Source organism: Streptomyces sp. P1-3, assembly GCF_050613155.1.
In the GTDB taxonomy this organism is placed as follows: Bacteria; Actinomycetota; Actinomycetes; order Streptomycetales; family Streptomycetaceae; genus Streptomyces.
The window spans coordinates 469,136-494,918 of sequence record NZ_CP192512.1 but is presented as its reverse complement, the minus strand read 5'-3'; the positions used below and the strand labels follow the sequence as shown (position 1 = coordinate 494,918).

The following is a 25,783-nucleotide window of genomic DNA, read 5'->3' as shown; positions in this document are numbered from 1 at the left end:
GTGGACATGTGCCGACTCCCGGCGGATCACCTTGGGGACACCACTGGTAAACACCGCCACAGGCCGGAGCGGCAGCCTGGCGATCGATGCTCTGACCTGCGGCGACCCCTTAGCGTTCAATCCTGGAGCGATACCGGCGGGACCCCCTCGCCAAGCGCAACGATCGTCCGGCGGCCTTGGCTTCACCCGCATGGGTGGGCTCGCTTCCTGGTGACCGGCACGCACCCGACTCTCGTCGGTGGCGATCGGCCATACGGACGCGAGGCCGGGGCAGGGGCCTGCCACCTCAAGGAAACGCAAGTTCAGAGAAGGCACGGGTGTGGACTCAGCTGCACGACCCGAACGGTGCCGAGTCACCTCGGGCCGCGGGAAACTGGCGGACGTTGCCTCCCTGGGTGGCCTGCTCGCGCAGACGCTCGATCTCGTCGTGCTGGGCGGCCAGCCTGGAGATCGCCAACGTCTTGAACGCGATCATTTTCGCCAACTCCTGGTCCCGGTCGGCGATCCGCTTCTTCAATTCGGCGTTCTCCGCCTTCAACCGTTCGACCTGAGCGGCACGTGGGTCGATGATTTCCCCGGCGGCCTGAAGCTCCTGCACCCGCCGCTCGAACTCCTCGGCCAGGTGCTGGTAGGCGCCGGGCCTGGGGATGCCGTCGCGGTTCTTCTTGGGGTAGAAGCCGGTGCGGGTGACCCCGGCCAAGAAGGCGAGGGTCTTGAGGTCGGCCTTGCCTCCGGGCGGCAGGTTCCCGGCCAGGATCCGTTCCATGGCGGCCCGGATCGCGGCCTCGTTGCGGGCTTTGTCTTCCTCGGTGAGCCGGGCCGCCTCAGTCCTCTCCCGCCGCCGTGGCGGCGTCGATCTCGGCGACGACGCGCAGGGCACGGTCGCGTTCGGGTACCAGCCGCGTCTTCTCACCCTTGGCCACTCGGGGGCTCTCGATTAACACATCGATGGAGGCGGCCTGGCCGGCCCAGACCGGCCGATGACACGGATGGTGGGTGGCCTGCGGGCAGCGGGCGGAGTCACACATCCCCACTAGCGGCTTCGTCGCGTCGGGAGTGCCGACCATCCGCAGACACAAAGCCTTGGACGGATCTCGGAACCAGCAGAAGTTCGCTGGACCTACGTGCAGCGTCTTCGCCTGCTTTCGCAGGAGGTTCTCCAAGTGCCGGTCGTCCTTGAGGACTTTCGGGTCGGTGCGGGCCGCGTCCTTCAACTCGGCATCGATGCGAGAGAACACCTCCACCAGGCTGCGGGCACCGGGACCGGCGGGCATGATTCCGGCCTGGACATCGCGGAACGCCTGCACTGTAAGCTCGACGTGGTGGGCTTCCTCAGCCTCTTCGATCTCAGCGTGGAACAGCCGCTGGGACCCTCCGGGACGGGAGGCATAGCCTTCCGTTGTGGCCACTGAAATATGCTTGAGAGCCACCTTCGCGGCCAGCACGCCGCCCGGCCGCTGGGCGATGGCCAGAGCCAACGTGCGTCGCATCATCCGGGCACTGGCCGGGCCTGCCGGGGTCAGCGGGAGCCCCCAGTGCTCCCGGTTGCCGGTCCGTTCCAGCCAGCCCCGCAGGTACTTCACCCGGGAGGATAGGTCGACGGTGGCGAACAATGCCTCGCCGGTTGGCCGATCCAGCAGACGCTCGGCGAGAGCAATCGCTCGGTCTACTTCTTCGATGACCACCCATTCATCAGGTGCCCCACCGAACGCCTGTCCCTTGACCAGCTTGCTTGCCAGCCGGAATCGGGTCCCGCCGCCCGGAGTCGTCCGAGCCGGGAGTCGGCATCCTGCCTCGATCTCCAGTAGTTCGCTGTTGCGCATCCCAGATAGCGCGGCGGTCAGGACTAGGCAGGCGGTGGCCACGTAGCTGGCCATGATGTTGACGTCCTCTGTGGCCAACGGACGTGTCCACGGGACCAGTTCGCCGCTGTCGGCTCGTGCGATCTGAGCCGGATTCCGGGCCCAGGGCCGTTGGAAACCCACTTCAGTCGCCAGCTCGGTCAGTGCAGGCACCAGGTGCGTGCATACGTCCGGAGGGAGTCGGCCGACGCCGGCCTTGCGGGCGAAGCGGCCCCAGACCAAGAGCGTCAGCGGATCTTCTCCGTGATGGTTGACGCGCTTGGTCGTCTGGTTGTCGGCCAGCGCCGGCAATGGCTCACCGGAGGCCCTGATCTCCTCCACCACCCGCCGCAAGGCGGGCAGATCGGCCATGGTGCCGCCGGGCAGACCTACCCCCTCCGCCGCGTCGGCCCGTACCTGGTCCAGCAGGTCAGCGATGTGCGGGCCCACGACATCAACCAGGTACAGACACGTGGCCAGCAACGGCTGCAGGATGGCATCCGGGACCGGCGGAGTGCGGTTCTGGGCATTCGTCTTGATGCCGACGACGCTGGTCGCGGTCTTGCCCTTCCATGGCGCGAACCCCGCACAATAGCTGTCGGTGGACACCAGATCGCCGTACAGGGCGAGCATCTGGATGGCACTCACGAGCTCCCTCATCGTGCCGGGATCCAGCCGTCGCTGGAGCTCGTCGGGAACTGGCAGGCTCCAGTGACGCTCCTCCAGGTAGCGCTCGCACATCTCCTGGGTCACGCCGTCCAGAGTGACGAGCCCCTGCTCGGTCAGCCAGTTGAACCAGTCGATGAACTGCCGCAGGTACCGGTAGCAGGTACGCGGGCTGCGGACCCTTCGCAAGGCCAGCGAGCACTCCAGGACGGCCTCGTGCCGCGGTGCGAGCATCGCCAACAGGACTTCCTTGGCCACCACCCGCCACGATGGGTTTACGATCTCGCTGAAGTCCCAGATCAGCTCTGTCTCGCTGACCATGCGATGGGCGTCGGCCAGGCCGGACAACTCCCAACGGTCCTGCCCGAACACTGGTCCTCTCACGCCAGGGGCCAACGTCAACCCGGCAATCTCACAGATGTTGCCACCAGCGAAGACCGAGGCAACGCGGCGCTGGGAGTGGAGGGGGACGGAAAATCGGCGGCGCATCATACGGTTGCCTCCTCAGGGCGAAGCGGCAGGTCGCTGTCGTCGCCCGCTACCTCCAGCCGGCCCCTCGACTTCGTCTCCTCGGAGAACTTGGGCAGGATCTCGATGCTCAGGCGATCGGCGTAGGGGCCGAAGACCCGTAGGAAGTTCTCGGTGGGCATCTGCCGGAACTGGCGGCTGAAGAAGGCGTCGAGCCTGAGCAGGTTCGGGGCGTGACGTGGCAGGAATACTGCCAGTGGGCACAGCAGGCACATCCATGGCCGGGCGGGACATGGCTGTCCGGCGGGGCCATGGATCCCGGCCAGTTGGTCGGCGCACGCGGCGGTGAACACATCCCGCTCACCTCCCACCAGCTCGGCGAGGTCCGCAGCCTCCAGACCAAGTCGCCTCACCGCCTCGGGGAACCCTTGTGCCAGCTCCGCGGCCTGTGCGGTCGAGAGCACCACTGGCGGCAGGGACTTGCGCAGGACATCGGTCTGGCCATCCTCAATGATCGACTCCACAGCGGCCAACTGGGCAGGGTTGGTCGGGGTGACGTAGTGATCGCCCTCGGTGCGGGGGGTGTGGTTCGGGTCGATGGCGGCCCGTCCCGTCCAGCCCCGTCTCGACAGTCGCGCTTCGTACGTTGCCCGAATCCGGCCGCGGTGAATCACCAGGGCCATGCCCGTATCGTCCAGCAGACTGAGAGACCGGTTCAGGCGCCGCCGGATTTTCCCGTTTTCAGACGGCCGACTGATCGCTCGTCGGGCATGGGGAGCGTGGACAATCCACAGCATGTTGCGGTGCTCGGTATCGGCGAATCGCCGTGCCGGGGTAGAGAACTCCAGCCATCGTTCCAGGAGCCGGACCGCCCGGCCTGGAATTGTCAGGATCTCCCGCGACGTACGGCCTTTTATGTAGCTGAGCAGGATCGTGGCGTCACCAGCCCACTCCACGTCTGCGATACCGAGGTCTTCGATCCCGTCTGGGACGATGCCGGAGTACATTCCGAACAAGGTCATGTAGGCGTGCTGGACAGGCAGCGTCGGGAAGAGAGCCTCGCGCACGTTCCGCAGCATTGGTTCCGGTTGCGGGGTCTTACATTTCACATGGCCGCGAATGCAGTCCTGATATCCATTGCGCCACGGAATCGGGCCGTCTCGGATCATGAGCCAGCCGATGTCCGCCTCGCTGTTACGCCCGCTTATTCGCGGATCAGTGCCCCCAGCAGCCAGTGCCAGAGCCCGCTTGTGACGGGCCCAACTGTCGTCCACCAGATTTCGGCAAGCCGTCTCCAATCGCTCCCACTCGTCGTCGGTATAAGCCGTGTAGGGCCCGGTGCGAGGCTTCACATGCAGCTTGTTTCCGGCGAGGTACTCGCGTACCTCGGGTCGCAGGGTGCCGGTGATTGCGTCGAACCCCTTCAGAATCATCCGGGTGTTGCGCTCGTGCGCATGCTTCCCGGCCAGCCAGAAGCGCATCAGCAGAGGCCGGGTCAGGTCCGAGGCTGAGCCGGTGAAGCCGGCCGCCGACAGTTTGATCACCATCTGGCGCAAGGACACGGCGTAGACCGCGGCGGTCCTCTTTGCGCCGATGCCGCCGTGTGGGTGGGCGTTCGCCGTCAGGCCGTGGGCGAGGTCCCGGGCCAGTTCCAGGTTGGGCAGTCCGTCCAGGGCGGCTGTCCACTGGCTTCCATCGGCGAAGAGGAAATGGACGGCGAGCGGCTCGTCAATGACAGTCGCGGGCATCAGTGCAAATCCTCATCATCGAACTCTGCTTCGGCCTCGGCGGCGGCAGCCGGATTCAGTTCGACGGCCATTTCCCTGTAGGCGTCGCGGTAGATACGGGTGACGTCCAGGCGCGCGATGTAAATTTCAGTGGAGACGACGCTCTGATGGCCCAGCAGGTCGCGAAGAACCAGCATGGGATCTGACTTGGTCAAATACAGAGCCATCGCGGCGTCATCGCCTGTAGCCTTCACTAGTTCGGCAGCCCGGCGGTAGTAGCCCGCGATCAGCCACTCCAGAGTTTGCATGGCCATCGAATGGCGGAGTCGGTGTGGAGAAACGGTCGGAAACCGCGGCTCGAACCGTTCCCGGATTCTGGCGGACGTCCGGCGGAAGACCGTCGCATAGTCGACGAATGGCTTCCCCGAGGACTGCAGTCCGACCAAGGGCGATTCGCCTTCCGGCGAAACCAGCCGCAGTCGCTCAGACGGTCTCAGCTGCCGCCAGGACCTGCGTTGGCCATTGATGTGTGCGCCTTCCCAGTCGGGTTCCTCCACCACCAGGGGCTTGCCCAGCTTCGACGGCGGCCGCCAGACGAAGCCTTCCGCGGACGCGGCCCGGTCCAGCTCGATGTACTGGTGCACGTCGGCCAGTGCTTCGTAGCTGATCCACGTTGTCCGTGGCTTCTGGCCTTTGGTGATCGCGTGAGCGAGCGGGAACAGTACCGGCACCGGGGTCGGGCGGGCCGGCAGCGGCGGCACCTCGTGCACGGTCAGGTAGGTGAACTCCTGCCGCCGCAGGCCACTGGACAGATCCAGCTTGGCCATCGAGGCGTTCCGGGCGCCTTCGCGCCCCCGGAAGTGACGGTCCGGTTCTCCATCCGGATCCAGCCCCGCCAGGGCTCGCACAAAGAGCTCGGAGAAGTCCCTCTCCATGTACTTGACCGACATGTGCGGCCGGGGAGCCCGCATCTTGGCCAGGTTGCGCTCAACCTCCACCAGCACACCGTCCGCGAACCTCTTGCCCGTGCGGTAGGTGAACGGCACGGCCGCAGAACAGCCTTCGTCGCGCGCCCACCGGTAGAAGCTCGACAGCATCCCCATGTGGAGATTCCACGTGGTCACGTCCCACCGGTTTTTCAGTTCCCCGGCCAAGCGGTACTCGGCGTACATGCTCAGAGCCGCGCGAAGCCTGTGGCGGTCACCCAGCGGGTCGACACCACGGATCTTGAGGAACTGCATCCAGTCCCGCAGGCACCCCGCGTTGTTCTCCCAAGTCCGCACTGCTGGGGCACCGTTCAGTGGCATCTCGCGTAGCCAGCGATTCACGATCACGGTGGGGCGCAGTAACCCCGGGGCGTCCTCGAAGAGAAGGTCGTCGTCGACCAAGACTGGCATCCGGTCCCGGATGAGCGGCTCCCGGGATAAGTCCCAGGACTCCCAGCCCGCCGAGGAGAAGCTGATCAGTTGCATGTTGCCGGAACCTAGCTATCCGACACGTACAGCGGCAACAGACTCAGAGGCCAATGGAGGGGCACACAGCAGGGAAAGCGACACGACAACTAAGCAACGACTTCCCTCGGATACTCGTAAGGCACGTGACCTCCGGGCCCACTTGCCGCACATGCCTTATGGCTCCCGGGAGCCATAGATAAGTGTGGCCGGGTGGCCGGTTCCGTGCGGTTAGCCGGCGAGGTCATCGGGTTGGTCGCTGACGCGGGTTCGCCTGCTGTCGGCGCGGTTTCTGGCGGGTGTGGGGAGGGCGCGCAGGCGTGCGACGTGACGTTTCTGGATGTTGGTGGTGCGCTCAAGGAACTCGGTGATCAGTTCGATCTGCTCGACGCTGTAGCGGGTCAGGAGCTCGCGGCGACCCTCATCGAGGAGCGGGCCGATCAGTTCATAGCCGCGCCGAGTGGCTGCCTCGGTGGCACGCACGATCGTCTTGCGGCGGTCGCTGGGATGCGGGGAACGGGTGAGATAGCCGAGCTTCTCCAGCCGGTCGAGCATCGCGGTCACGCTGCCGGTGGTCAGCCCGAGCCGGGCGGCCAGCAGGCTCGGTGCCGCTTCCGGAACCTCTTCCATGAGGATCTCCAGGCAGCGCAGATCGGTCTCGTTGACTCCCATCAGCCGCGCCGTCTCGCGGTCGAAGTCGTCCACCGACGCCTGGTAGCCCGCGATGACCTTGCCGAGCCTTTCGGCGACCGGAGCCGGTTCACTTGACATTCGAGTCACTCGCCTTCCAAACTACTTTTAGCTCGATCTCCAAGATACATCGCTTTCGAGCGGCTTGGCAGTCGAAACGCTGAGTGGTCGTCCGGTTGCGCAGCTCCACTCCACCCACTTCGAAGAGGCAGGCAACAACCATGTCCGAGACGTTCATCCCGCTGACCGGTGACGAGCGGTTGACCCTGAAGAAGGCGGCCTTCGGCGCAGTGACCCTGGTGTCCCTGGCCTACCCGGGTGCCTGGTCCGCCACGAAGGAGAACATCGTCGGGGCCAAGGTCCTCACCGGCGCGACCGGCATCGTCGGCCGCGTCCTGTCCGGCAAGGCCAAGTTCGACCTCAAGGGCGAGAACACCGCCGACATCGCGGACGAGGTCCTGTCCGCCCTCCGCGCCACGGTCGCCACCCTGGACGCCAAGGCCCCGGCCGAGACGCAGGAGTTCCGGCGCGCGGTGACCACCGCTGTCCAGCAGGCTGCCGACTCCACCGGACGCGGGACAAGCCCTGCCCAGGCCGACATGATCACCAAGATCACGGCCGCCCTCAAGGCCGCGTGACGGCAGGCCGACCGCACCAGCCCCAGCACGCCACCGCCCCGCGTTCCGCACAGGGCAATAACCACCTCCCGCCCAGAAGGAGTTGACTTAACAATGACCACCCCCCGCACCGCACTGGTGATCGGAGGCGGCATCGCGGGCCCCATCACCGCCATGGCCCTGCAGCGCGCCGACATCGACGCGACCGTGTACGAGGCGTATGAGCAGAGCTCGGGCCTCTCCCACGGCATCTACCTCACCGTCGCCGTCAACGGCATCGCCGCCCTGGGGGCCATCGACGCCCAGCACGTCGCGACTGATCACGGCTTCCCGACCGGAAAGATCGAGTTCGCCTCCGCTACCAGCAAGCACCTGGCCGCGATCCCCAACGGCACGACCCTGCCCGACGGCACCCTCACCCACACCATCAAACGCACCGACCAGATGCCGACACCGGCGCGCACGCACGCGAACCGGCCGCGCTGTTCGACCGGGTGAGTCGGCGAACGGATTGAGGAGCGGCGATGAGAGAAGGATCCGATGGCGGCGGCCGTGTGCTGCTGTGGTGGCGCGTCGCCGGCATGTTCGCCTGGGTGACCGTGGCCGCGCTGGCGGTCTTCCACGGCGCCAACGCCATCTTCGGTGTCGGATATGACCGGTGGGCGCACGCGGCACGAGCCGGCGCGATGTTCGTCCTGGTCGTGCCGGCCGTGGTGCTGGTTACCCGCATCCCCGACCGGGCGACCCTGTCCGGCATCGGCTTGACCTCGCTTCGCCAGGGGGCACGCTGGCTGCTGATCGGTATGGCGTGCTGGCTGATCCCGGCGGCCGCAGGCGTCGCCGGCTGCCTGGTGTTCGGCTGGACCGCCCTCGCCCCGCATGGATCGGCGGGCCAGATGTTGGTGACGGCCGCCGGCCTTTTCCTACTCGTCTTCGTTTTCGAGGCTTTTCCCGAGGAGCTCGTCTTTCGCGGGTATCTGTTCGGCAACCTGGCCGTCCGGCTCGGGCCGTGGCCCGCGCTGTGGACACAGGCGATCTTGTTCATGCTGTGGGGCATCATCAACGGCGGACCGAACTCGTTGTCCAGAAGCATGCTGTTCCTCGTCTTCGCCGTGGTCGCCGGGCTGCTGCGCATAGTGACGGGCAGCGTGTGGACCTCGATCGGCTTCCATCTCGCCTTCCAGACAGCCGCCCAGCTCTTCGGCTCGATCGGCGGTCAGTTCACCGTGAGCACCCCCTCCGCCCTGAACGTCCTCGCCTTCGGCGTCCTACCCTTCGCCACGGCCCTCACCCTGTGCCTCTGGCTCATGCGCAGGCGAGCCGCCACGCCAGCCCCTCACCAGCACAGTCCGCCGCCCGGCAAGACCGAGGGCTGACGATCAAAGGCTCAACTATGACGTCGGCACGTCCCACCCGAAACACCTGTCCCGGCCCGCATGGAACACCGGCCGCATCGACGTGCGGATCGTCGAGCGTAACCCCGCCGAGGCCGGGTTCGTCCCCCAGCTGCGCGGCAGCACTACGAACCCCGCGGTGTCGTTGGCACGTTTGACGATGTCGAGGGTGAGGTGGAGTTTCTCTCGGGCCCAGTCGACCAGGCTGCTGGCATCGCCGCCGTCCGCCCACACCAGGCGGATGGAGAAGTACAGATCCCGCAGCCGTTGAAGCAGCGGGACAGCGGCGTCGCGGTCCTGAGTGCTCGCCGCGTCATGTCGGAGACATAGCACCGAGTGCGGTCCGGCCGGTCCGCCGCGTTGCCGAACCTGTGCGCGAGGCAGTCACACAACAGGGAGGGCGAGTTGGATTCCACGCACGCGAGCGCGAAAGACTGCGGCAGCAGGGCCTCCCTGGTGCTTGGTTTGGTTCGCACCCCCGAGCCACCAAGAGGCCCTGCTGTCATGCGCCAGTTCTCCCGCGATCACCCGATCAGGAACCCTTCGACCAGGCCAGCCCGTGATCGATAAGCGGATGGCGTCTCAGGGCAGGTCCTGGTATGCGTCGATGCCGATGAACGCAGCTTGGCCACCACGGTGATCTCGTGTCGATTGTGGTGCAGCTGTCTGGCGTGCAGGATCTCGTGCTTTCGCCGCAGCAGGTCAAGACACTTGCGCACGGACGCCGCGACATTGCCGTGGGCGAGCTTCAGGGTGACGACCGCTTTACCACCGGGCCGCAACCGGCCTGCCGCAGTCAGCATGGTGTCGCAGGTCAGCCTCGGGTCCATCTTCATGTCGTTGACGATGACATCGAAGCGCGTCTTGTTCGCCCCGAAGAAGTTGCCGGCTGTCGTCCTGGCATGGGTGACACCAGGGTCGGCGAGCAGACGGGGATCCAGATCATCCGTGAGGTGTTTGACGAATGCGATGGGCCGCGTCCGGCAAACCTTGGCCAGCTCGTCCAGCGATGTGCCGGGCACGCTCAGGGCACCGACATCGGGACCAAGCCGTTCGATGACCGCACGCTGCCCGAACTCATCTGTCAGCTCCCGGCGAGCAGCGGGGAAGTGCTCCTCCGAGGTGGAGAATATGAAGGTGTTGGTGGACATAACGTCATCGCTTTCGGATGGCCATCGCGAGGCGCGGTAGTGGGGGCGGCCTGCCGACGTCGCCGCCCGCATTGCCCTGCCGTGCGGTGCGCGGGCGGCGACGCGGTCGGTCACGGCACGCGCGTGCGTTCCACGAGGCGGTCGGCGAGATAGCGCTGGAACTGCCACAGAGCGCGCTCCAGGTGAGAAGCGTCCGCCCGACGGCCCCGGATCGGTGGCCAGTCCCCGCTGCACACCCCGCAGGGCCACCAGATCCTCGTTCGTGATGGTCTCCAGTTGCTGACGCGAGGCGTCCACGTAGGCGTCGAATCCCGGCTTGCCCCGGGCCTCGGCTGGCACGAGCACCGCGAAGTGGGCATCGTGGGTAGCTGGGCCCGTGGGAATCCACCGCAGGTACGTCACGCTGTCGGGCAGGAGGGCCATTGCCATGTGGGGGAAGATTCCCGCGATCGTCATCCCTGAGAGGGCGGTTCGTGAGTTGATGTCCGTTTCCAAGTGTTGCATAGGGCAGGGGTGCCAGCTGCGGCGTCGGCTACTGTTTCCTGGCGAAGTTGCCGGTGTCGGCTTCAGTGAGGATGCCGAGTTGACACGTTGAGGTCGTGTAATGCGGATGTCTTGTTGAACAGGCGCTGTGCCGAGAGCTCGCCGTACGGTCGATGCGCTCGAACACCAGCTGGTGGTTCTTGGCGGCGGGGTTGCGCCAGTCGAGACCTGTTCGTGAGTCAGGTCCGTGAGGAGCCATCACCGCGGCGGGAGCCGCCGTACGGCCGTCCCGAGAACGCGCTCGGCTGGAAAGTATCCCAACTGTCGTGAGTCGAGGCTGGCCGCCTTGTTGTCGCCCAGCAATATCAGCCGCCCCGGGGGTACTCGGCCGCCCGGTGACACCCGGAGTAGCTGGCCGATGTCGCGCGGCACAGGATCTCCCGGCACCCCGGTCACCCGTTTGATTAGCCAGTGCGGTGCAGGCTCCAGCCGCGCCGGGGGCAGGTACGGCCGTTCCACCACGACAACGTGCCCGCGGTCAGGCACCCTGCCGCGGCGGACGAGGATCCGGTCCCCGTCCCGGTAGGCAGGCGCCATGCTCTCCCCTCGCACCGTCACCACCATCAGCCGCCGCCCCAGGAAAGCCGACAGGGTCAGATGCATGGTGATGGCAGCGGCTGGGATGACGCAGACGATCACCAGCCCCCAGGCCGCGGTGAGCGCCGGAAGCGCCATGGTCAGCCCCGCCCCGCCGGCAACACTGGCCAGCAGGCCTCGGGCCCCGTCCGGTAGCCGGTGGACTGCAATGTGAACAGCCGCGCGTACACCTGTCCGGCCGTCATCAGCGCGTGGTGGTTGCCGCGTTCGACCACGCGCCCCTCGGACAGCACGACGATGAGATCCGCGTCTCGGACCGTGCCCAGCCGGTGCGAGATGAGAAGACTCGTCCGGTCGCCACGGTGCCGCCCGAGCGAGGCGTGGATCTCGTGCTCGGCCTCAGCGTCTAGCCCGGAGGAGGGCTCGTCAAGGATCATCAGTTCACGTCGGTCGCGGAGGAATGCCCGTGCGAGCGCGAGACGTTGCCACTGCCCGCCGGAGAGCACAACCCCGGTCTCCGGATCGTCCTTGTCCGACTCCATGAAGAACATCCGCGACAGCAGGGTTTCGTATCCCTGCGGGAGCGTGGCGAGCGTGTCATGGATACCGGCCTGCTCCGCCGCCGCTTGGACGCGTGTCCGGTCGTCGAGCGCGTCCAGGTCGCCCAGGCCGATGTTCTCGGCTGCCGTCATGTCGTAGCGCATGTAGTCCTGGAAGACGGCGCCAATCCGGTGGCGCAGCGCAGCGGGGTCGACATCCCGCAGGTCGACGCCGTCCCACAGGATTGCGCCGTGGGTAGGGTCGTAGAACCGGCACAACAGTTTGACAAGCGTGGACTTGCCTGCCCCGTTGAGGCCGACCAGGGCGAGTGTGCTGCCGTGCGGAATACGAAGGCTGACGCCGCGCAGCACCCATGGGTGGTCGTCGGAGTAACGGAACCACACATCGCGCAGCTCGATTCCCTGCCGCAGTCGCGGCAGGGCGCGCGGTGTCGCAGATACCGGCAGATCCGGACCGGCCGTAGTGACCACGACATAGTGCTCGAACATCAGCAGCGCCTGGTAGAAATTGGCGATCTGCCCCGCGAGCGCGGCGGTCGCGCCCTGAACTCCCGCCACGGCGGCGACAAAGATCGCGACATCGCCGACCGATAGCCCGCCCGACCGGGCGGTACCCACTGCCCATAGCAACCCCGCACCGGAGACCAGAGCTGCTAGCAGCCCCAGTCCGGTCTGGACCAGGGCTTGTTGCCGGTCCAAGGCCCGGCGTGCGCCGTTGCTGGCCCGCCGGTCGGCGAGCATGCGTCCGCGCAGGAAGCCGCCGATGCCGAACAGGCGAACTTCCGTGGCGGCGTCGACGCTGGTCAGCAGCGTGCTGTAGAAGAATTCCCGCCGCTCGGTGTGCCCGATGTCCCAGTACACGCGGGCCTGGCGGCGCGAGAGGACGATCTCAGCCAGCAAGGTGGGCACTCCCGCCACGAGCACCAGTGCGGTCATCGCAGGGCTGAGCAAGAACAGGGAGCCGAGGAGGCCTGCTATGGTCAGTAAGGCCTGGCCGGTGCCCAGCAAACCGTTGACAACCTGGTTCGCGGACATTCCCCCAGCCTGAAGGGCCAGTCGCAGCCGATCCAGGAATCGGGGATTCTCGAACCTGCCCAGTCCGACGAAGCCGTCCACCGCGGTGAACAGCCGGTCCTGGCTGAGCAATCCCGTAGCCCGGTTCATCTCGGCCTGGAGATACTGCGTCAGCTCGCTCGTCATACCTGTGACGGCACTGACTGCGGCCAGACCCGTCGCCAGCGCGACAAGGCTTCCCGGGCTGGTGCCGTCGACCAAGCCATCCATCACGAATTTGGTGAGCCAGGCTGTCGCCACCGGCAGTCCGCCTGCGACCAGGGTGAGAAGCACGTACATGGTCAGCACGCGGGGCGCCGCCCGGGCAGCGAGCGCACTGGCCACGAGCATGTGCCGGATCAGCGTCACGGCTCCCGGGGGTGGCCCCGGCGCCCCGTCCACCGTGTCGGGGCGGTTCATGCGACGACATGGGCAGTCGTGCTGTCAACATCAGCGGCCATGTCTCCGTTTGGGGCTACGTCGACGTGGCTGGAGGTGACCACAAGTCGACCCCCGTCGTCCCGTCCCACCCGCAGCAGCGTCGGATATGCGCGGGCCCCGAAGGCGGTGCTTACCGTGCCGGCGGGCGGTTCGACGACCACGCGAGCCACCGGTTTGAGCTCGGCGACGAACTGCGCCGCGGCATCGGTGTCCCCCACCACCGTGGCCAGCACCCGGTTCCGTCCGCCGGCCAGTCTCCGGGCATGCGCTACGAACGAGGGCAGCGTGGTCTTGCACGGCCCGCAGGTCGGGGAGAAGAACGCCACCAGCGTATCGTCGGGGAGCGACTCCTGGGCGAGCGGTTCGTCGTCCACGGTGACGGTTCGGAACGCGCTGATCTCGGTGCCCACCTCGATGTCGGACGTCTGGGGACTGAATGCCGACAGGCGCTCCGTGTGCTCGCGCAGTCGTTTGATCACGCCGATCATAAGGACCAGGTTCAGGGCTCCTAGCGACCCGACGAAGACCACCGCCGCGATGAGGAAGAACATGACAACTCCTCGGTCCATTCTGGTTTTTGTGGTCCGGGTGCCGTCTGCAACACCGAAGCCACGCTTAGTGGCGGCGGTCGACGGGAGTAAACAGCGCGATCACGTCGTCGAGAACGGTGATCAGCAGCCCAAGTAGTAGACCGGCGGCCGCAGCCATCGTTCCGCCGCCCACATGCACGGGGCCGGTCGCTGGCGTAGCCGCAGTCGTCATCAACGTGCCTGCGCCGGCCAGGAAGGTCAGCGCGGTATTACGGGCCAGGTGCGAGGCGCCGAGCGGGGTGCTGGACGCACCGAAGCACCGGCATGGCTGACGGACTCCCCGGCGGACCGCCAGCGTGATAGCGGCCGTGAATGTGATCAGCATTGCCGTCGCGGTAGCGCAGCCCGCTGCAGCGGCAACGCCGCCGAACGGTGCCGCGACCAACGCGCACACCGCCGCCTCCCCGGCGGTCACCAGCACGGCCGCAGGCGTGACGAGGCGCGGCGGCAGCACTCGCATGCCGTGTATCGAAGCGACGAAGGCGCGAAACGCTGGAAGCCCGCGTGCCTTGCTGAGGAAGGCCGCGAGGAATACCGCGCCGATGAGGCAACGGATCCCGATTGCCAGGTAGGACACTCCCGACCTTCCTCCACGTGTTGGGTGGGTCAGCAGGCGTACTGTTCGCCGGGGTAGCAAGGGCCGCATTGGTAGTACTGCCACGGTCCGGCGCCGGTACCGTTGCAGAGTCGCCGCTGCTGCCACCAAGTGTGGCCCGCTGAGGCACAGCCGCTATTGGCGTCGCCCTTGACGCAGCGGCACTCCCACCAGCACGGGATCGCAGCCGCTGCCTCGACCTTCGGCACGAATCGTTCAAGCAGCCTGGTCCCCAATTTTTCGAGCATCCCGTACATGTTCCGACTCCTTCGCATCGCCGATTGGCCATGGAACGTTGTGCGAGCGGGTCTCGTGAATGTCTGATGCCGACTCCTGAACAGCCCATGCGACGCTTCGATCTCACACACCAGAGGCCCGGGTCCGAGCACACTGTGCCGCTGATGTCCGGCGCGGGAGAAGGCGCCACATGATGGACGGATTGCGCTGTTGCGTCGAAGACGAGACGGATGAGTTGCCGACGACTGCCGCACGACGATGAGCGTGTCCGCACGGTCACTGGGCTGACAAGGGAAGTCACCGTTCGCGTCTGTTCGGAACGATGCTCACTGCGTTCCGAACGCTCATGAACAAGGCCGGTTTCAAGGGTGCCCGATCACCATCTGTCGGGTACATGCTGAGATATGAGCCAGAGCCAGAGAAAGGGCACCTTCACCGAGCCACCGGAGGAACCACCACAGCCAGCGCAAGCCAGCACCCCTGCCGAATACACTGCGGCACTGCGCACGCTGCGACTCTGGTCCGGACTGACCTACCGCCAGCTTGAGGACAAGGCCACCGCGCACACCGACGCACTCCCGGCCAGCACAATCGCAACCACTCTCGGCCGCGCCACCCTGCCCCGAGAACGGTTTGTCGACGCCTTCACCCGCGCGTGCGGCCTTGATGAAGAAGAAGTACGTCAGTGGCTCGAGGCACGCCGCCGCATCGCCACCCCAAAACCTGCGTCAACCGGCGACGAGGGAGGTGACGACCGCGACGTCATAGCCACCGGTGTGGCTGTTACAGCACGCGCCCCGCGGTGGCACTGGGCGGCCGGCCTGCTCGGTGCCGCGGGCATCGCGGTCGCGGGCACGCTTGGCGTCAGCAGCCTGTTCCAGGACTCGTCGACACCGGCCGCCCTGCCCGCGATGCCGGTGACCGAACTGCGCATGCTGGCAGTGGGCAGCTGGGCACGTATCCACCCCGCTCGCACACCCGGACTGTGTCTCACCGAAGGCAGGGATCGCACCGGCCGATACCAAACCGCCGTCGCCGCTCAACAACCGTGTACGAAGGCCGCCCTGCCGCTAGTGTTCCTCGAACCGCTGGGCAAGGACACCGTGCAGATCCAGTGGCACCACCCGAAGTACGGCATCGGCTGCCTCACAGTTCTGTTGAAGGGGCCAGGGCGCGACCTGATCGAGCCCCGCGACGACTGTGCCGACGACAACCGGGCCCAACAGTTCCGCGTCGAGCCATTCGGCCCGCCTGCTACACCCCACTTCCGCATCCGCCCGGTCGTCACCGGCCAGTGTCTGAGCCTGCGCGACCAAGACACCAAGAGCGGATCGGAAGTTGTCCAGGGCCGCTGCTCCGGCGCCGCGGACCAAGACTTCCTGATCGAACTGATCCCCCCTCCGCAGGTCGCTGCCGGACGCAGCCAATCGTCGAGGTGACCAATGAAGATCCACCATCTTGAAGTCACTGGTCACGGGGCTGGTGTGAGTCGTTGGTCGCGTACTCGTGCCGGTCGGGGGCCGTTGTCGTAGCTCAAGATCGTCTGCCGTTGCCATCGCGGATCTGCCGACTGCCTGGCGTGCGCTAGGCAGCCGTCTCGACCACCCAAGACAGATCTATCGACATGCGATAGATTCTTATCGTAAATCGATAGGTCAAGGAGTCTCGGTGACGCAACTACTCGCGCGCTCCCTGCGCGCCGTCCTCATCGCAGTGTTCGCCCTCACCCTCGGCGTCCAATTGATGATGTTGGCCATCGCCAACGTGGAACCCGACCAAGACGACATCGCCGTCTCCCGCCACGGAACTGTCGTGATGAACAACAGCTTCATCGACGACGTCATACAAGACCGCGGCGTCGAAGTCGCCCTCTACGCCATCCCCGCCCTCATCCTGCTGCAGGCCGTCATGGTCTGCATCTGGCGTCTGGCCACCCTCGCCCAGAACGGCAAGGCCTTCACCCCCGCTTCCCTTCCCTACCTCACCACCACCATCCGCGCACTCGCCGGAATGACCGTCCTTCTGGCCGTCCTCGCCATCCGTCTCAGCAGTACAAACGCCCTGCCCCTCGGCTTCACCCTCTACCCCTATGGAGCCGTCCTGGCCGCCGCCACCGGCACTCTGGTCATGCTCCTGCTGCGCACCCTGTTGCACCAGGCCATCAACCGCGACGACGAAGCCACTCGCATGCGCAGTGAACTCGACGAGGTGATCTGATGCCGATCGTCATCGACATCAACGTCATGATGGCCAAACGCAAACTCACCGTCGGCCGCCTCGCCGCCTACGTCGGCATCTCTCCCGCCAACCTCGCCGTGCTGAAAAACGGCCGCGCCAAAGCCGTCCGCTTCACCACCCTCGAAGCCCTGTGCGAAGCCCTTGACTGCCAGCCAGGCGACCTGCTGCGCTACATCCCCGACACCGACGACCCCGAACCCGGCACCGACGATCCCGAACCCGGCACCGACGATCCCGAACCCGGCGAACAGGAAGGCCCGGATGAATGAAGATCCGTCCAGCTCGTTCGCGCAGGGCACCGGGGCTGAGTCCGGATCGGCGATCATGTACTCGTGCTGCTCGTGGGCGGTTGCCTGTCCCCAAGACCGTATGTCAGGAGGCGACTTCGGTGCGGGTCAGCACGAGCAGGGCCCGCAGCAGCGTGGTCGCGTAACGGGGCGAGAGCCGCAACTTGGTGAGGATGCGCCAGTTCTTAAGGTGCGCGAAGGCGTGTTCGCAGACCGTGCGGACGGATGCGATCAGCTTGTTGACCTGCTTCTTCGCCGAGGTGAGGGGTTTGGTGCGGGCGGCCTTGTAGCCGGTGATGACCACCGGGTCGTCCGGGTTGCCGTCCAGGCCGATGAAGCCGAGGTCACCGATGGCGCCGAGCTCGGTGGCCCGCAGCCGCTCGGCGAGCTTGTTGTAGCGGGCCGTGGTGATCTCCGAGGAGCGTCCCGGACGGGCCGCGGACAGCCACAGCAGCCGGCCGCGATCGTCGGTGAGCGCGAGGACAAGCAGGCCGTGGGCCTTGTGTTTCCCGCTGTAGTTGCGACGGTTGTCCGATCCGGTGCGGCGCCGGGTGCGGATCAGGGTGCCGTCCAGCAGCACGACGTGGCCACCCTTTCGGGCGACCTTCTTCAGCGCGCGCTCCAGGCGCTCGGCCCGCGCTGCAAGCAAGTTGATCACTTCCAGCACCCAGCGCCGCACCGTGGTCGCGGAGACGTCGTTGCCGTCCGCCATGTCGGCAAGACGCTGGTCATGGCGGAGAACAGCGAGGACGATCGCGGCGATTCTCCCGGGCGGCAGCTTGCGCCACCGCGATCCGATCATCTTCAGATGACCGCGCAGCAGGTCCCCGAGGTGGGTCAGGATGGCCGTGGACAGGGTCAGGCTCGACTGGTAGACAACCGTCTCAGTGCCCCTGGCGGAGCTGGTTTTCTTTGACATGAACTATCAACTGCCGCCGGGGGCACGAACGTTACGGGCGGCACCGCGCGGTGTTGCCGCTCACAGCGTGGTGGTGAACTTCCCGTCGGCCAGCTTGCGCAGCCAGCCCCGCTCGGCGAGCCGGTTCAGCTTCGAACGCATCGCCTCCGAACGAGCCGGCTCCAGGGAGATCCCCAGCTCAGTGCAGACCTGCTTCACCATGACCGGCCCGTCGGCCCGCCGCACCACGTCCACGATCCGCTGATAGTCCGCGGGCAGGACCGACTCGTCCATGCCCCGCTCACGCGGCGGCACCGCCAACACCGCACGGCCCGCGGCCTGCCCGGCGGGCGGTCCCGCCGTCCGATCGGCCTCGGCTCGCACCTGCTCGGCCAGTCGGCGTGCGACCCTCTCGGCGACAGCGAGTTCCTCCAGCTCGTCGCGGACATCCTGCAGCTGCAGGCTCAACTTCTCAGCCCGCACCTCCAGTTCGGCCCTGCGGGCCATGATCAGTTCACGCAAGTCCGGTTCCGCGTCCTGGGCCACCTCGATGTACCTCCCGCCCGGAGCGTACGAATATCCCCCTCGCGCGCGCCGGGGAATCCACAGATCCGCGATCATCGAAACGGCAGACGATCTTGAGCTACGACAAGCACCCTCGACCAGCGCGAGCAAACGATCAGCGACTCACACCAGCCCAGTGACCAGCGACTTCAAGATGATGGATCTTCAATGAGCGACTCGAGAGTGTCATGCATCAGGTGTGAGCCTCCACGAAGGAGTCACTCGATGGGAACGGCGACGGATCACCTGATCGGGACGGGTAGCGGCGTGTCGCTTGCCGGTGTTGGCGAGGCCGTCGAGGGTGCCGACGTGAAGTCGATGCCGGTATCCGCGAATGGTATGTCCAGCGAGTTGCTGGAGGAACTGGTCGCGCTGACGACCGAGAAGACCGCCGAGGGCGGGCTGAGGCTGATGGGCGAGGGCGGGATCCTGCCCGAGCTGGCCCAGCACCTGATGCAGGCCGCCCTGGAGGCGGAGATGGACCTGCACCTGGCCGCGGAGGCCAGCCGGGTCGGCGGGCGCGGGTCGCGCTCGGGTGGCAACACACGCAACGGCTACCGGAGGAAGAAGGTGATGGCGGAGGTCGGACCGGTGACCGTGCAGGTCCACCGTGACCGGCTGGGCACCTTCTCTCCATGACTGCTGGCGAAGTACGCGCGCCGGACCGGGGCGCTGGACGAGATGGTGCTCTCGCTGACCGCGAAGGGCCTCACGTCCGGCGAGATGGTCGCCCACCTCGCGGAGGTCTACGGGATGACGACGACGAAAGAGACCGTCTCCACCATCACCGACAAGGCCCTGGAATCGATGGCGGAATGGCGCACCCGCCCCCTCAATCCGGTCTATCCGGTCGTCTTCATCGACGCCATCCACGTCCGCATCCGCGACGGGCACGTCGCCAATCGGCCGATCTACGTCGCGATCGCGGTCACCGCGGACGGCTACCGGGAGATTCTCGGCCTGTGGGCCGGCGACGGCGGCGAGGGCGCCAAGTACTGGCAGACTGTCCTGACCGAGATCAAGAATCGGGGCGTCGAGGGTGAGCGGGCAGATCGCGGCGACGCGGGGTGGCTCACGGCCGTGGATGGGTGAACAAGCCCTGCTCGGTCTCGGCCAGGATTCCGCGCTCGGCGAGCCGCTTGAGTTTCAGGCGGGTGTTGTTGATGGTGTTGGGTGCGATCTCCAGGTCCATCGCCTCGCACACCTGCCGCGCCCGCAGCGGGGCGTCGGCCGCGGCGAACACCGCCATGATCTGCTGGTAGGCCGGATGGTCAGGCAACTTCGGGGATGGCGGCGCGGGCGGGACCGGCTCGGGCAGCTCCAGCAGGTCTTGCGGGTGATGCGGATCTCTTCGGCGGTGCGGTGAAACTCCTCCAGCTGCGCGGAAAGCTCCGCGATCCGCTCCTTGGCCGCATCGGCCTGCGCGGCGATCTCCCGTTCCCACTCCTCCAGCCGTGCCAGCACCGCGCCGAGGGTGAACTGCTCGCCGGTCATGCGGTACGCCAGGACGGCGCGGTGGCTCCGGCCAGCCGGCGCAGTATCACCGCGGTCATCGCCCAGTAAACCCGCGACTCGGAGGTGCGGGGCTGGTGTTCGTAGTCGCGCACCAGCCGGCGGTGCAGCATCAAGATCCCGTAGGCGCGCTCCACGATCCACCGTTTGGGGATCGGAACGAAGCCGGTCTGCGCGGGATTGCGCTCCACGACCTCTACCTCGATGCCCAGCTTCTCCCCGTGCGCGACGACGGCGTTCTTGAAGCCTTGGTCGACCAGGGCCTTCTCGACGGTGTCGGCGACCTTGTCCAGCAGCGTGCTGCCGACGGCGTTCTCGTGCGCCGACGCAGCCACCACGACCACCGCGATCACCAGCCCCAGCACGTCAACGGCCAGGCCGCGCTTGCGGCCCGGTACCTTTTTGCCGCATCACGCCCCGTCGACTGTGCGGGCACCCGGCCGCGGCGTGCACGCTCTGGGTGTCGAGCACCACCAGGCTCGGGTCCGCCTTCCGGCGCGCCTTCTCCCGTACCTGCCAGCGAAGCAGGTCGTTGGCAGCCGGTGCGGCCCTGATAGAGCAGCGCGTTGACGATCTCCCGCATCGCGTACCGGCCCTGATGGCCGCTGACCGAGGGGTGCGCGGCCTTCCACGCGGTGATCACCGGCTCCACCAGTACCCACCGCTCGTCGGACAGATCGCTCTTGTAGGGCTTGCGCTCGCTCACGGCGACCAGCCCAGCATGCCCATGGCCGCCAACCGGCCGGGATACCGTCCTGCCACACGTTCAGGTGACGACAAATCACCTGTGCACTCACATTTCGCCCTCTGACAGTTCGCGCTCCCCGGGCCCGGGGATCAAGGCCTATCGCCCCTGGTGCGCCTTCCGCAGTCGCTTCCTCCATCGCCATCTCGGACAGGGCGTCCGCAGAGAAGGGCGTGTACATGGTGAACCAGCGTCCGTCGCACTCGTCGACGATGGTGTCCTTGCCCGGCAGGATCGGCTCGAGGGTGCCCGCGTGGCTCCCCATGTGGTGGTAGTTCTCCGAGCCGTTCTCCAGTCCCACCTTCCAGTTCGCGGGTATGCCCTCCCAGCCGGCCGTATAGGCCACGACCAGATCCGCCATCCGGTACGGGGCCAGCTTGGCCGTCAGCTCGTCGAGCTGCGGACCCAGCGCCGGCACCTTGGGATCGGCACAGATCATGATCAGCCCGTTCCACACCTCCAGGCGGTACCGGGGCAGCCGGCACGTCGCACGATCGAAGTCGACCTTGCCCATTAAAGGCGCACCAGCCAGCTGCCCGGCGTACTCACCGTTCAGCCGGTACGTCCACGTGTGGTACGGGCACGTCAGCCGCTTCAGGGACCCTTGCTCGGGCGTGGTCTCCGGAGGAAGCACATCCATGAACCGGTGACGACACACCCGGGACAGCGCGTGGAGAACACCGTCCTCGTCTCGCGTGACAACCACCGGTTCCCCCAGCATATCGGCGCAGGTAGTCGCCGGGCCGGGCGATCTGGTCCACGTGACCGGCGCACAGCCGGTCGGCGCGGAAAATCCGTTCCCTCTCCAGGCGGTAGCAGTCCTCACTGCTGTAAGCCCGTCCCGGAAGCGTTTCACCGCGCTCCAGCGGTAGCGCCGCGATGTGCGTCAGCTCGTCGAGGAGGGAATCGAGTTCTCGGTGCGGCATGGTGCCACCACCCTTCCTGCAGGTTCCCTTCATCCTTCGCCCGGAGCCCCCGGCAGTGGATCGCCGCAAAGGTTGACATTCGAGTCATCCTTTCGGATGAGACATTGGTGTCTCAATCGATTATCGTGAGTCTCATGTCCGTGGATCGTGCACACGTACTCAAGGAAGCCGCCGCGCTGCTCACACGCCGGGCGACGACGTCGATGGACGAGATCGCCCGCGCCGCGGGCATCAGCCGCGCCACCTTGCACCGGCACTTCGCCGGGCGGGACGCCCTGATCAGAGCGCTGGAGGAACATGGGATCGCCCAGTTCGCGCAGGCCATGGACCGCGCGCGGCTGGACGAGGGGAATACGGCCGACGCACTGCGCCGGTTGATCGCCGAAGCCGAACCGGTCGCCGCCGTACTCGCCTTCCTCTGCACCGAGAACCAGCTCTTCGAGGGCGGCGAGATCAACGTCGGCTGGGCTCGCCTCGACGCGCGGATCACCGCGCTCTTCCGCCGCGGTCAGGAAGAGGGCGACTTCCGGATCGACCTGAGTGCCGCCTGGCTCACCGAAGCGCTCTACGGCCTGTTCAGTGCCGGCGCCTGGGCTGTCCACGAAGGGCGCCTCGCCCGCAACGACCTCAACCACTCGATCGCCGAGCTGCTGCTCGGCGGCATCCGACGGAGCACGAAGAAATGACCGAGACCCTAGCGATGGGACGGGCCGGTTCGGCCCATGTCGACGACCAGCCGCGCCCCGGGCGCTGGCTCGCGCTCGCCGTCCTCGCCCTGGCCGTACTGCTGGTGGGCGTCGATGCCACGGTCCTCGGCCTCGCCACCCCCTTCCTCAGCGAGGACCTGCGCCCCTCCGGGACCCAGCTGCTGTGGATCGGTGACATCTACTCGTTCGTCATCGCCGGCCTGCTGGTCTCGATGGGCAGCCTCGGCGACCGCATCGGCCGTAAGAAACTGCTGCTGATCGGCTCTGTCGCCTTCGGCGCCATGTCGGTGCTCACCGCGTACGCCACCAGCCCGGAGATGATGATCGTCGCACGGGGGCTGCAGGGCGTGGCCGGTGCGACGCTGATGCCGTCCACCCTCGCACTGATCCGCAACCTCTTCCACAACCCCAGGGAACGCAGCCTGGCGGTCGGTATCTGGGGCGCGATGGCCTCGGCCGGTATGGCCGTCGGGCCGGTCCTCGGCGGCTTCCTGCTGGGGCACTTCTGGTGGGGGTCGGTCTTCCTGATCAACCTTCCGGTGATGGCGCTGCTGGTGGCCGTCGGCGCAAAGCTGCTCCCCGAGTCGCGCAATCCGGATCCCGGGCCCTGGGACATCCCCAGCGTGCTGCTGGCCCTGGTGGGCATCGTCGGCGTCGTCTACGCCATCAAGGAAGCGGCGGTGGTGGGCTACCGCTCGGACATCGCCGCGAGTGCCGTTGTCGGTGTGCTCGCACTGATCGTGTTCGTCCGCCGGCAGCTCACCCTTAAGTCGCCGCTGCTGAATGTGAAGCTCTTTTACCACCGGGGGTTCTCCGGCGCGGTGCTGGCGGACATGCTGACCATCCTCGGCCTGTCCGGGCTGGTCTTCTGCCTCTCCCAGTTCCTCCAGATGGTGCAGCTACGCTCGCCGCTCAACGCGGGCTTGGTCGAGCTCCCGGCCGCGGTCGGCGCGGTGGGCGCCGGTCTGGCCGCCGGATGGGTCGCCCGCAGGCTGTCCGTACGGCTCGTGGTGGCCGGCGGGCTGGCAATGGTGGGGCTCTCGCTCGTCGGCTGCACCACCCTGCAGGGCGACACCGGCACCGCCGCGATGTGCGTCATCCTTCTCTTCGTCGGCATCGGCGCCGGCTTCGCGTTCACCGTCACCACCGATGTGATCCTCTCCAGCGTGCCCAAGAAAGAGGCCGGCGCCGCCTCCGCGGTCTCCGAGACGGCCTACGAACTGGGCGCCGCGCTGGGCATCGCCCTGCTCGGCTCCATCGTCTCCGGCATCTACCGCGGCTTCGCCACCCCGCCCGGGGTGCCCGAAGGCGTCGCCGACGCCTCCCGCGAGTCGCTCGGCGGCGCCGTCGACGCGGCCGGAGCGCTCCCCGCCGACAAGGCCGCGGCGCTGCTGACGGCCGCTCAGGACTCCTTCGTGGCCGGTGTGGACGTGGCGGCCGGGGTGGGCGCCGCGGTCCTGCTGGCAGCGGCCGGCGGGGCGTGGTTCCTGCTGCGTGGCCAGGAGCTGGCGGCCGGCCCGGCCGCCGCCGAACCAGCCCGCCCCGTGTCAGTCTCTGACCAGAGCGTGGATCGGAAGTAGATCACGTCATTGGCCGGCCGGCACTCGAGCACGCGCCGAAGAACCCCCTTGATGGTTCTGAACTGTCTCTATTCATAGTTGCGGACTGCAATCAGCAGGACGTTACCTACAGGAAGGCACGCACTCATGCGCACGCTTTACGTCGTCACCCACCCCGAAGCGACGCACCACGTCGAGGGAGTAGTCGGCGGATGGCACGATTCGCAGCTGACGCCCTCTGGCGTCCGCGCGGCAGCCTCCATTGCCCAGGCGCTGCGGGCCCAGATCCCGGACGGTGCCGAGGTGGAGCTGTTCTCCTCGGATCTGCAGCGCACCCGGCAGACGGCCGAGAAGGTTGCCGCACTGTTCGGGATGAAACCGATCCTGGATCGCAGGCTGCGGGAGAAGTCCTACGGAGAGGCGGAGGGCAGGCCGCAGGAGTGGCTGGACAAGCGGTTCGTCCCGCCGCCGGCTGTCGGGGAGCGGATGGAACACGACGCGGGCGTCGCGGGAGCCGAGACCATGGCGGCGTTCGCGCAGCGCGTCTACGCGGCCATGGACGAGATCCTGCAGAATCCGTACGAGCACCAGATCGTCGTGACCCACGGCTTCGCCCTGACGTTCGTCGTGGCATCCTGGATCGGTATGCCGCCCGAGTCGCTCGGCCACGTCAACTTCCGGGCGCCCTCCGGCAGCATCACCACGCTGCGCGAAGACGACTTCTTCCACAACCGCCAGGTTGTCAGCCTCGGTGACACCCGCCACCTCGCCTCTACCAAATCTGGCTGACCTCTACCTGGCCCGCTGCCCTCATGGCTGGCGGGCCATCCCATGAACTGACGTCATTTCTCGGGTTCTGGCTCAACCTCTGTGATCGGTAACGCTGGGTTATCCGCTTAGAGCTCGTAACACGATCTTGTTGAACGGCCCTGGTCGGCCGTGACCGGCGTGACGATTCGGCCGTTCGGGATGGTGTGACTACCCGGCCGTGGATCGTGGACGACGACTTGTGGGCCCTGATCGAGCCGCTTCTGCCGCCCTGGCCCGAGCGGTCTCCGGGGCCTCGGCCGGTGCCGGACCGGCTGTGTCTCCAGGGCATCTTGTACGTGCTGCACAACGGCATCGCCTGGCAACTGCTGCCTCTGGAGCTCGGGTTCGGCTCAGGGCAGACCTGCTGGCGGCGCCTGGATCGCTGGCAGAAGGCCGGGGTCTTCGACCAGCTGCACCGGATCCTGCTTGCCGAGCTGAACGCGGCCGGCGAGCTGGACTGGTCGAGGGCATGCGTGGACGGCTCTCACATCCGCGCGAAAAAGGGGGCGCCGACACCGGTCCGTCGCCGGTCGACCGGCGGAAGACGGGCAGCAAGCATCACCTGATCTGCGACGGACGCGGCACCCCGTTCAAGGTCATCACCACCGCGGCCAACATCAACGACGTCACCCGGGCCCTCGCCCTGGTCGATGGCATCCCGCCCGTCGCCGGACGGCCTGGCCGTCCCCGCAGGCGTCCCGAAGCCCTGCTCGGTGATAAGGGCTACGACTCCAACCCCAACCGCCGCGAGCTACGCAAGCGCCGGATCCTGCCAGTCATCTCCCGCAAGGGTGTCCCGAACATCCAGTGCCTGGGCAAACTCCGCTACGTCGTCGAGCAGACCTTCGCTCTGCTCCACCAGTTCAAGCACCTCGCCGTGCGCTGGGAACGCCGTACCGAACTACACGACGCCTTCGTCTCCCTGGCCTGCGGCCTCATCTGCTGGAGACGCCTCAAGAAGCACAACCCGTGATCG

Annotated in this window: 24 protein-coding genes and 3 pseudogenes; 11 read left to right on the top strand and 16 right to left on the bottom strand. The window is 66.9% G+C overall.

The window, feature by feature from the left end; genetic code table 11:
* Window positions 1–325 precede the first annotated feature (325 nt).
* The 5 genes from ACQUSR_RS01940 to ACQUSR_RS01920 all read right to left on the bottom strand — a co-directional run bounded on the left by ACQUSR_RS01940 (window position 326) and on the right by ACQUSR_RS01920 (window position 6,924).
* On the bottom strand, window positions 326–766 hold the full coding sequence (locus tag ACQUSR_RS01940) for a hypothetical protein (RefSeq protein ID WP_431040773.1): 441 nt from the start codon (window positions 764–766) through the stop codon (window positions 326–328).
* Window positions 767–824: 58 nt separating this feature from the next.
* Window positions 825–2,879: a hypothetical protein gene (locus tag ACQUSR_RS01935; RefSeq protein WP_431040772.1), complete on the bottom strand. Its 2,055-nt coding sequence runs from the start codon at window positions 2,877–2,879 to the stop codon at window positions 825–827.
* Window positions 2,880–2,995: 116 nt separating this feature from the next.
* The gene (locus ACQUSR_RS01930) at window positions 2,996–4,723 is read right to left on the bottom strand and encodes a hypothetical protein (protein WP_431040771.1); all 1,728 of its coding nucleotides are present in this window, start codon (window positions 4,721–4,723) and stop codon (window positions 2,996–2,998) included.
* Window positions 4,723–6,174: a site-specific integrase gene (locus ACQUSR_RS01925; protein ID WP_431040770.1), complete on the bottom strand. Its 1,452-nt coding sequence runs from the start codon at window positions 6,172–6,174 to the stop codon at window positions 4,723–4,725. Before ACQUSR_RS01925 ends, ACQUSR_RS01930 begins: the two co-directional genes overlap by 1 nt.
* Window positions 6,175–6,384: 210 nt before the next feature.
* Window positions 6,385–6,924 (bottom strand): MarR family winged helix-turn-helix transcriptional regulator, encoded by a 540-nt coding sequence (locus ACQUSR_RS01920; protein ID WP_431040769.1) that lies wholly within the window; start codon window positions 6,922–6,924, stop codon window positions 6,385–6,387.
* A gap of 140 nt (window positions 6,925–7,064) precedes the next feature.
* Here ACQUSR_RS01920 and ACQUSR_RS01915 point away from each other — a divergent pair, with 140 nt between their 5' ends.
* The 3 genes from ACQUSR_RS01915 to ACQUSR_RS01905 all read left to right on the top strand — a co-directional run bounded on the left by ACQUSR_RS01915 (window position 7,065) and on the right by ACQUSR_RS01905 (window position 8,836).
* Window positions 7,065–7,481, top strand: a complete 417-nt coding sequence (locus ACQUSR_RS01915; protein WP_431040768.1) for a hypothetical protein — start codon at window positions 7,065–7,067, stop codon at window positions 7,479–7,481.
* 93 nt (window positions 7,482–7,574) lie between these two features.
* Window positions 7,575–7,958 carry a hypothetical protein gene (locus ACQUSR_RS01910; RefSeq protein ID WP_431040767.1) on the top strand — a complete coding sequence of 128 codons (384 nt, stop codon included), beginning with the start codon at window positions 7,575–7,577 and terminating at the stop codon, window positions 7,956–7,958.
* 56 nt (window positions 7,959–8,014) lie between these two features.
* The gene (locus tag ACQUSR_RS01905; protein ID WP_431040766.1) at window positions 8,015–8,836 is read left to right on the top strand and encodes a lysostaphin resistance A-like protein; all 822 of its coding nucleotides are present in this window, start codon (window positions 8,015–8,017) and stop codon (window positions 8,834–8,836) included.
* Between the two features lie 15 nt (window positions 8,837–8,851).
* Here the strand turns inward: ACQUSR_RS01905 and ACQUSR_RS01900 are convergent, their stop codons facing one another.
* The 6 genes from ACQUSR_RS01900 to ACQUSR_RS01875 all read right to left on the bottom strand — a co-directional run bounded on the left by ACQUSR_RS01900 (window position 8,852) and on the right by ACQUSR_RS01875 (window position 14,306).
* Window positions 8,852–9,187: a hypothetical protein gene (locus tag ACQUSR_RS01900; protein WP_431040765.1), complete on the bottom strand. Its 336-nt coding sequence runs from the start codon at window positions 9,185–9,187 to the stop codon at window positions 8,852–8,854.
* 191 nt (window positions 9,188–9,378) lie between these two features.
* Window positions 9,379–10,509 (bottom strand): SRPBCC family protein, encoded by a 1,131-nt coding sequence (locus tag ACQUSR_RS01895; RefSeq protein WP_431040764.1) that lies wholly within the window; start codon window positions 10,507–10,509, stop codon window positions 9,379–9,381.
* A gap of 237 nt (window positions 10,510–10,746) precedes the next feature.
* On the bottom strand, window positions 10,747–11,223 hold the full coding sequence (locus ACQUSR_RS01890) for a S26 family signal peptidase (protein WP_431040763.1): 477 nt from the start codon (window positions 11,221–11,223) through the stop codon (window positions 10,747–10,749).
* A 2-nt stretch (window positions 11,224–11,225) separates the two neighbouring features.
* Window positions 11,226–13,049 carry an ABC transporter ATP-binding protein gene (locus ACQUSR_RS01885; protein WP_431047323.1) on the bottom strand — a complete coding sequence of 608 codons (1,824 nt, stop codon included), beginning with the start codon at window positions 13,047–13,049 and terminating at the stop codon, window positions 11,226–11,228.
* A gap of 65 nt (window positions 13,050–13,114) precedes the next feature.
* Entirely contained in the window at window positions 13,115–13,690 is a 576-nt protein-coding gene (locus ACQUSR_RS01880; RefSeq protein WP_431040762.1) for a TlpA family protein disulfide reductase, read from the bottom strand.
* Between the two features lie 64 nt (window positions 13,691–13,754).
* Complete coding sequence (locus tag ACQUSR_RS01875) at window positions 13,755–14,306, bottom strand: MauE/DoxX family redox-associated membrane protein (RefSeq protein ID WP_431040761.1); 552 nt, start codon at window positions 14,304–14,306, stop codon at window positions 13,755–13,757.
* Between the two features lie 659 nt (window positions 14,307–14,965).
* Here ACQUSR_RS01875 and ACQUSR_RS01870 point away from each other — a divergent pair.
* From ACQUSR_RS01870 to ACQUSR_RS01860, 3 genes are all read left to right on the top strand, one after another.
* Window positions 14,966–16,000 (top strand): helix-turn-helix domain-containing protein, encoded by a 1,035-nt coding sequence (locus ACQUSR_RS01870; protein WP_431040760.1) that lies wholly within the window; start codon window positions 14,966–14,968, stop codon window positions 15,998–16,000.
* Window positions 16,001–16,229: 229 nt separating this feature from the next.
* Window positions 16,230–16,778, top strand: coding sequence for a DUF2975 domain-containing protein (locus tag ACQUSR_RS01865; RefSeq protein ID WP_431040759.1), 549 nt, complete (start codon window positions 16,230–16,232; stop codon window positions 16,776–16,778).
* Window positions 16,778–17,068 (top strand): helix-turn-helix domain-containing protein, encoded by a 291-nt coding sequence (locus ACQUSR_RS01860; RefSeq protein ID WP_431040758.1) that lies wholly within the window; start codon window positions 16,778–16,780, stop codon window positions 17,066–17,068. The genes ACQUSR_RS01865 and ACQUSR_RS01860 overlap by 1 nt, the downstream gene beginning before the upstream one ends.
* A gap of 103 nt (window positions 17,069–17,171) precedes the next feature.
* On the opposite strand, the gene ACQUSR_RS01855 is transcribed toward ACQUSR_RS01860, so the two are convergent.
* Together ACQUSR_RS01855 and ACQUSR_RS01850 are read right to left on the bottom strand one after the other, a co-directional pair.
* The gene (locus tag ACQUSR_RS01855) at window positions 17,172–18,005 is read right to left on the bottom strand and encodes a transposase family protein (RefSeq protein WP_431040757.1); all 834 of its coding nucleotides are present in this window, start codon (window positions 18,003–18,005) and stop codon (window positions 17,172–17,174) included.
* A gap of 60 nt (window positions 18,006–18,065) precedes the next feature.
* Window positions 18,066–18,506, bottom strand: coding sequence for a hypothetical protein (locus ACQUSR_RS01850; protein ID WP_431040756.1), 441 nt, complete (start codon window positions 18,504–18,506; stop codon window positions 18,066–18,068).
* 381 nt (window positions 18,507–18,887) lie between these two features.
* Between ACQUSR_RS01850 and ACQUSR_RS01845 the strand changes: the two are divergent.
* Window positions 18,888–19,586, top strand: a pseudogene (locus ACQUSR_RS01845) (IS256 family transposase); the annotation flags it as partial.
* Window positions 19,587–19,620: 34 nt separating this feature from the next.
* On the opposite strand, the gene ACQUSR_RS01840 reads toward ACQUSR_RS01845, so the two are convergent.
* The 3 genes and pseudogenes from ACQUSR_RS01840 to ACQUSR_RS01830 form a co-directional block, all read right to left on the bottom strand.
* Window positions 19,621–19,827, bottom strand: a complete 207-nt coding sequence (locus ACQUSR_RS01840) for a hypothetical protein (protein ID WP_431040755.1) — start codon at window positions 19,825–19,827, stop codon at window positions 19,621–19,623.
* Between the two features lie 211 nt (window positions 19,828–20,038).
* A pseudogene (locus ACQUSR_RS01835) lies at window positions 20,039–20,766 on the bottom strand (transposase).
* 256 nt (window positions 20,767–21,022) lie between these two features.
* Window positions 21,023–21,526: pseudogene (locus ACQUSR_RS01830) on the bottom strand (aromatic ring-hydroxylating oxygenase subunit alpha); the annotation flags it as partial.
* Window positions 21,527–21,865: 339 nt separating this feature from the next.
* On the opposite strand from ACQUSR_RS01830, the gene ACQUSR_RS01825 reads away from it, so the two are divergent.
* From ACQUSR_RS01825 to ACQUSR_RS01810, 4 genes are all read left to right on the top strand, one after another.
* Window positions 21,866–22,417 carry a TetR/AcrR family transcriptional regulator gene (locus ACQUSR_RS01825; RefSeq protein ID WP_431040754.1) on the top strand — a complete coding sequence of 184 codons (552 nt, stop codon included), beginning with the start codon at window positions 21,866–21,868 and terminating at the stop codon, window positions 22,415–22,417.
* Window positions 22,414–24,018 (top strand): MFS transporter, encoded by a 1,605-nt coding sequence (locus ACQUSR_RS01820; RefSeq protein WP_431040753.1) that lies wholly within the window; start codon window positions 22,414–22,416, stop codon window positions 24,016–24,018. Before ACQUSR_RS01825 ends, ACQUSR_RS01820 begins: the two co-directional genes overlap by 4 nt.
* A gap of 126 nt (window positions 24,019–24,144) precedes the next feature.
* Window positions 24,145–24,786, top strand: coding sequence for a histidine phosphatase family protein (locus tag ACQUSR_RS01815; RefSeq protein ID WP_431040752.1), 642 nt, complete (start codon window positions 24,145–24,147; stop codon window positions 24,784–24,786).
* A 203-nt stretch (window positions 24,787–24,989) separates the two neighbouring features.
* Window positions 24,990–25,780 (top strand): IS5 family transposase gene (locus ACQUSR_RS01810; protein WP_431047321.1). Its coding sequence is split into 2 segments (ribosomal slippage): window positions 24,990–25,304 and window positions 25,307–25,780, totalling 789 coding nucleotides; the frame shifts between segments, so codons are not numbered across the junction.
* The last annotated feature ends 3 nt before the right edge of the window (window positions 25,781–25,783 follow it).

Excerpts from the sequence above, each read along its gene's own strand:
- ACQUSR_RS01860 (WP_431040758.1), top strand. The coding sequence starts at position 16,778 with ATGCCGATCGTCATCGACATCAACGTCATGATGGCCAAACGCAAACTC.
- ACQUSR_RS01890 (WP_431040763.1), bottom strand. The coding sequence starts at position 11,223 with ATGGCGCTTCCGGCGCTCACCGCGGCCTGGGGGCTGGTGATCGTCTGC.
- ACQUSR_RS01885 (WP_431047323.1), bottom strand. The coding sequence starts at position 13,049 with ATGCTCGTGGCCAGTGCGCTCGCTGCCCGGGCGGCGCCCCGCGTGCTG.
- ACQUSR_RS01920 (WP_431040769.1), bottom strand. The coding sequence starts at position 6,924 with ATGTCAAGTGAACCGGCTCCGGTCGCCGAAAGGCTCGGCAAGGTCATC.
- ACQUSR_RS01870 (WP_431040760.1), top strand. The coding sequence starts at position 14,966 with ATGAGCCAGAGCCAGAGAAAGGGCACCTTCACCGAGCCACCGGAGGAA.
- ACQUSR_RS01855 (WP_431040757.1), bottom strand. The coding sequence starts at position 18,005 with ATGTCAAAGAAAACCAGCTCCGCCAGGGGCACTGAGACGGTTGTCTAC.
- ACQUSR_RS01930 (WP_431040771.1), bottom strand. The coding sequence starts at position 4,723 with ATGCCCGCGACTGTCATTGACGAGCCGCTCGCCGTCCATTTCCTCTTC.
- ACQUSR_RS01880 (WP_431040762.1), bottom strand. The coding sequence starts at position 13,690 with ATGTTCTTCCTCATCGCGGCGGTGGTCTTCGTCGGGTCGCTAGGAGCC.
- ACQUSR_RS01940 (WP_431040773.1), bottom strand. The coding sequence starts at position 766 with ATGGAACGGATCCTGGCCGGGAACCTGCCGCCCGGAGGCAAGGCCGAC.
- ACQUSR_RS01825 (WP_431040754.1), top strand. The coding sequence starts at position 21,866 with ATGTCCGTGGATCGTGCACACGTACTCAAGGAAGCCGCCGCGCTGCTC.
- ACQUSR_RS01910 (WP_431040767.1), top strand. The coding sequence starts at position 7,575 with ATGACCACCCCCCGCACCGCACTGGTGATCGGAGGCGGCATCGCGGGC.
- ACQUSR_RS01815 (WP_431040752.1), top strand. The coding sequence starts at position 24,145 with ATGCGCACGCTTTACGTCGTCACCCACCCCGAAGCGACGCACCACGTC.
- ACQUSR_RS01895 (WP_431040764.1), bottom strand. The coding sequence starts at position 10,509 with ATGCAACACTTGGAAACGGACATCAACTCACGAACCGCCCTCTCAGGG.
- ACQUSR_RS01915 (WP_431040768.1), top strand. The coding sequence starts at position 7,065 with ATGTCCGAGACGTTCATCCCGCTGACCGGTGACGAGCGGTTGACCCTG.
- ACQUSR_RS01820 (WP_431040753.1), top strand. The coding sequence starts at position 22,414 with ATGACCGAGACCCTAGCGATGGGACGGGCCGGTTCGGCCCATGTCGAC.
- ACQUSR_RS01925 (WP_431040770.1), bottom strand. The coding sequence starts at position 6,174 with ATGCAACTGATCAGCTTCTCCTCGGCGGGCTGGGAGTCCTGGGACTTA.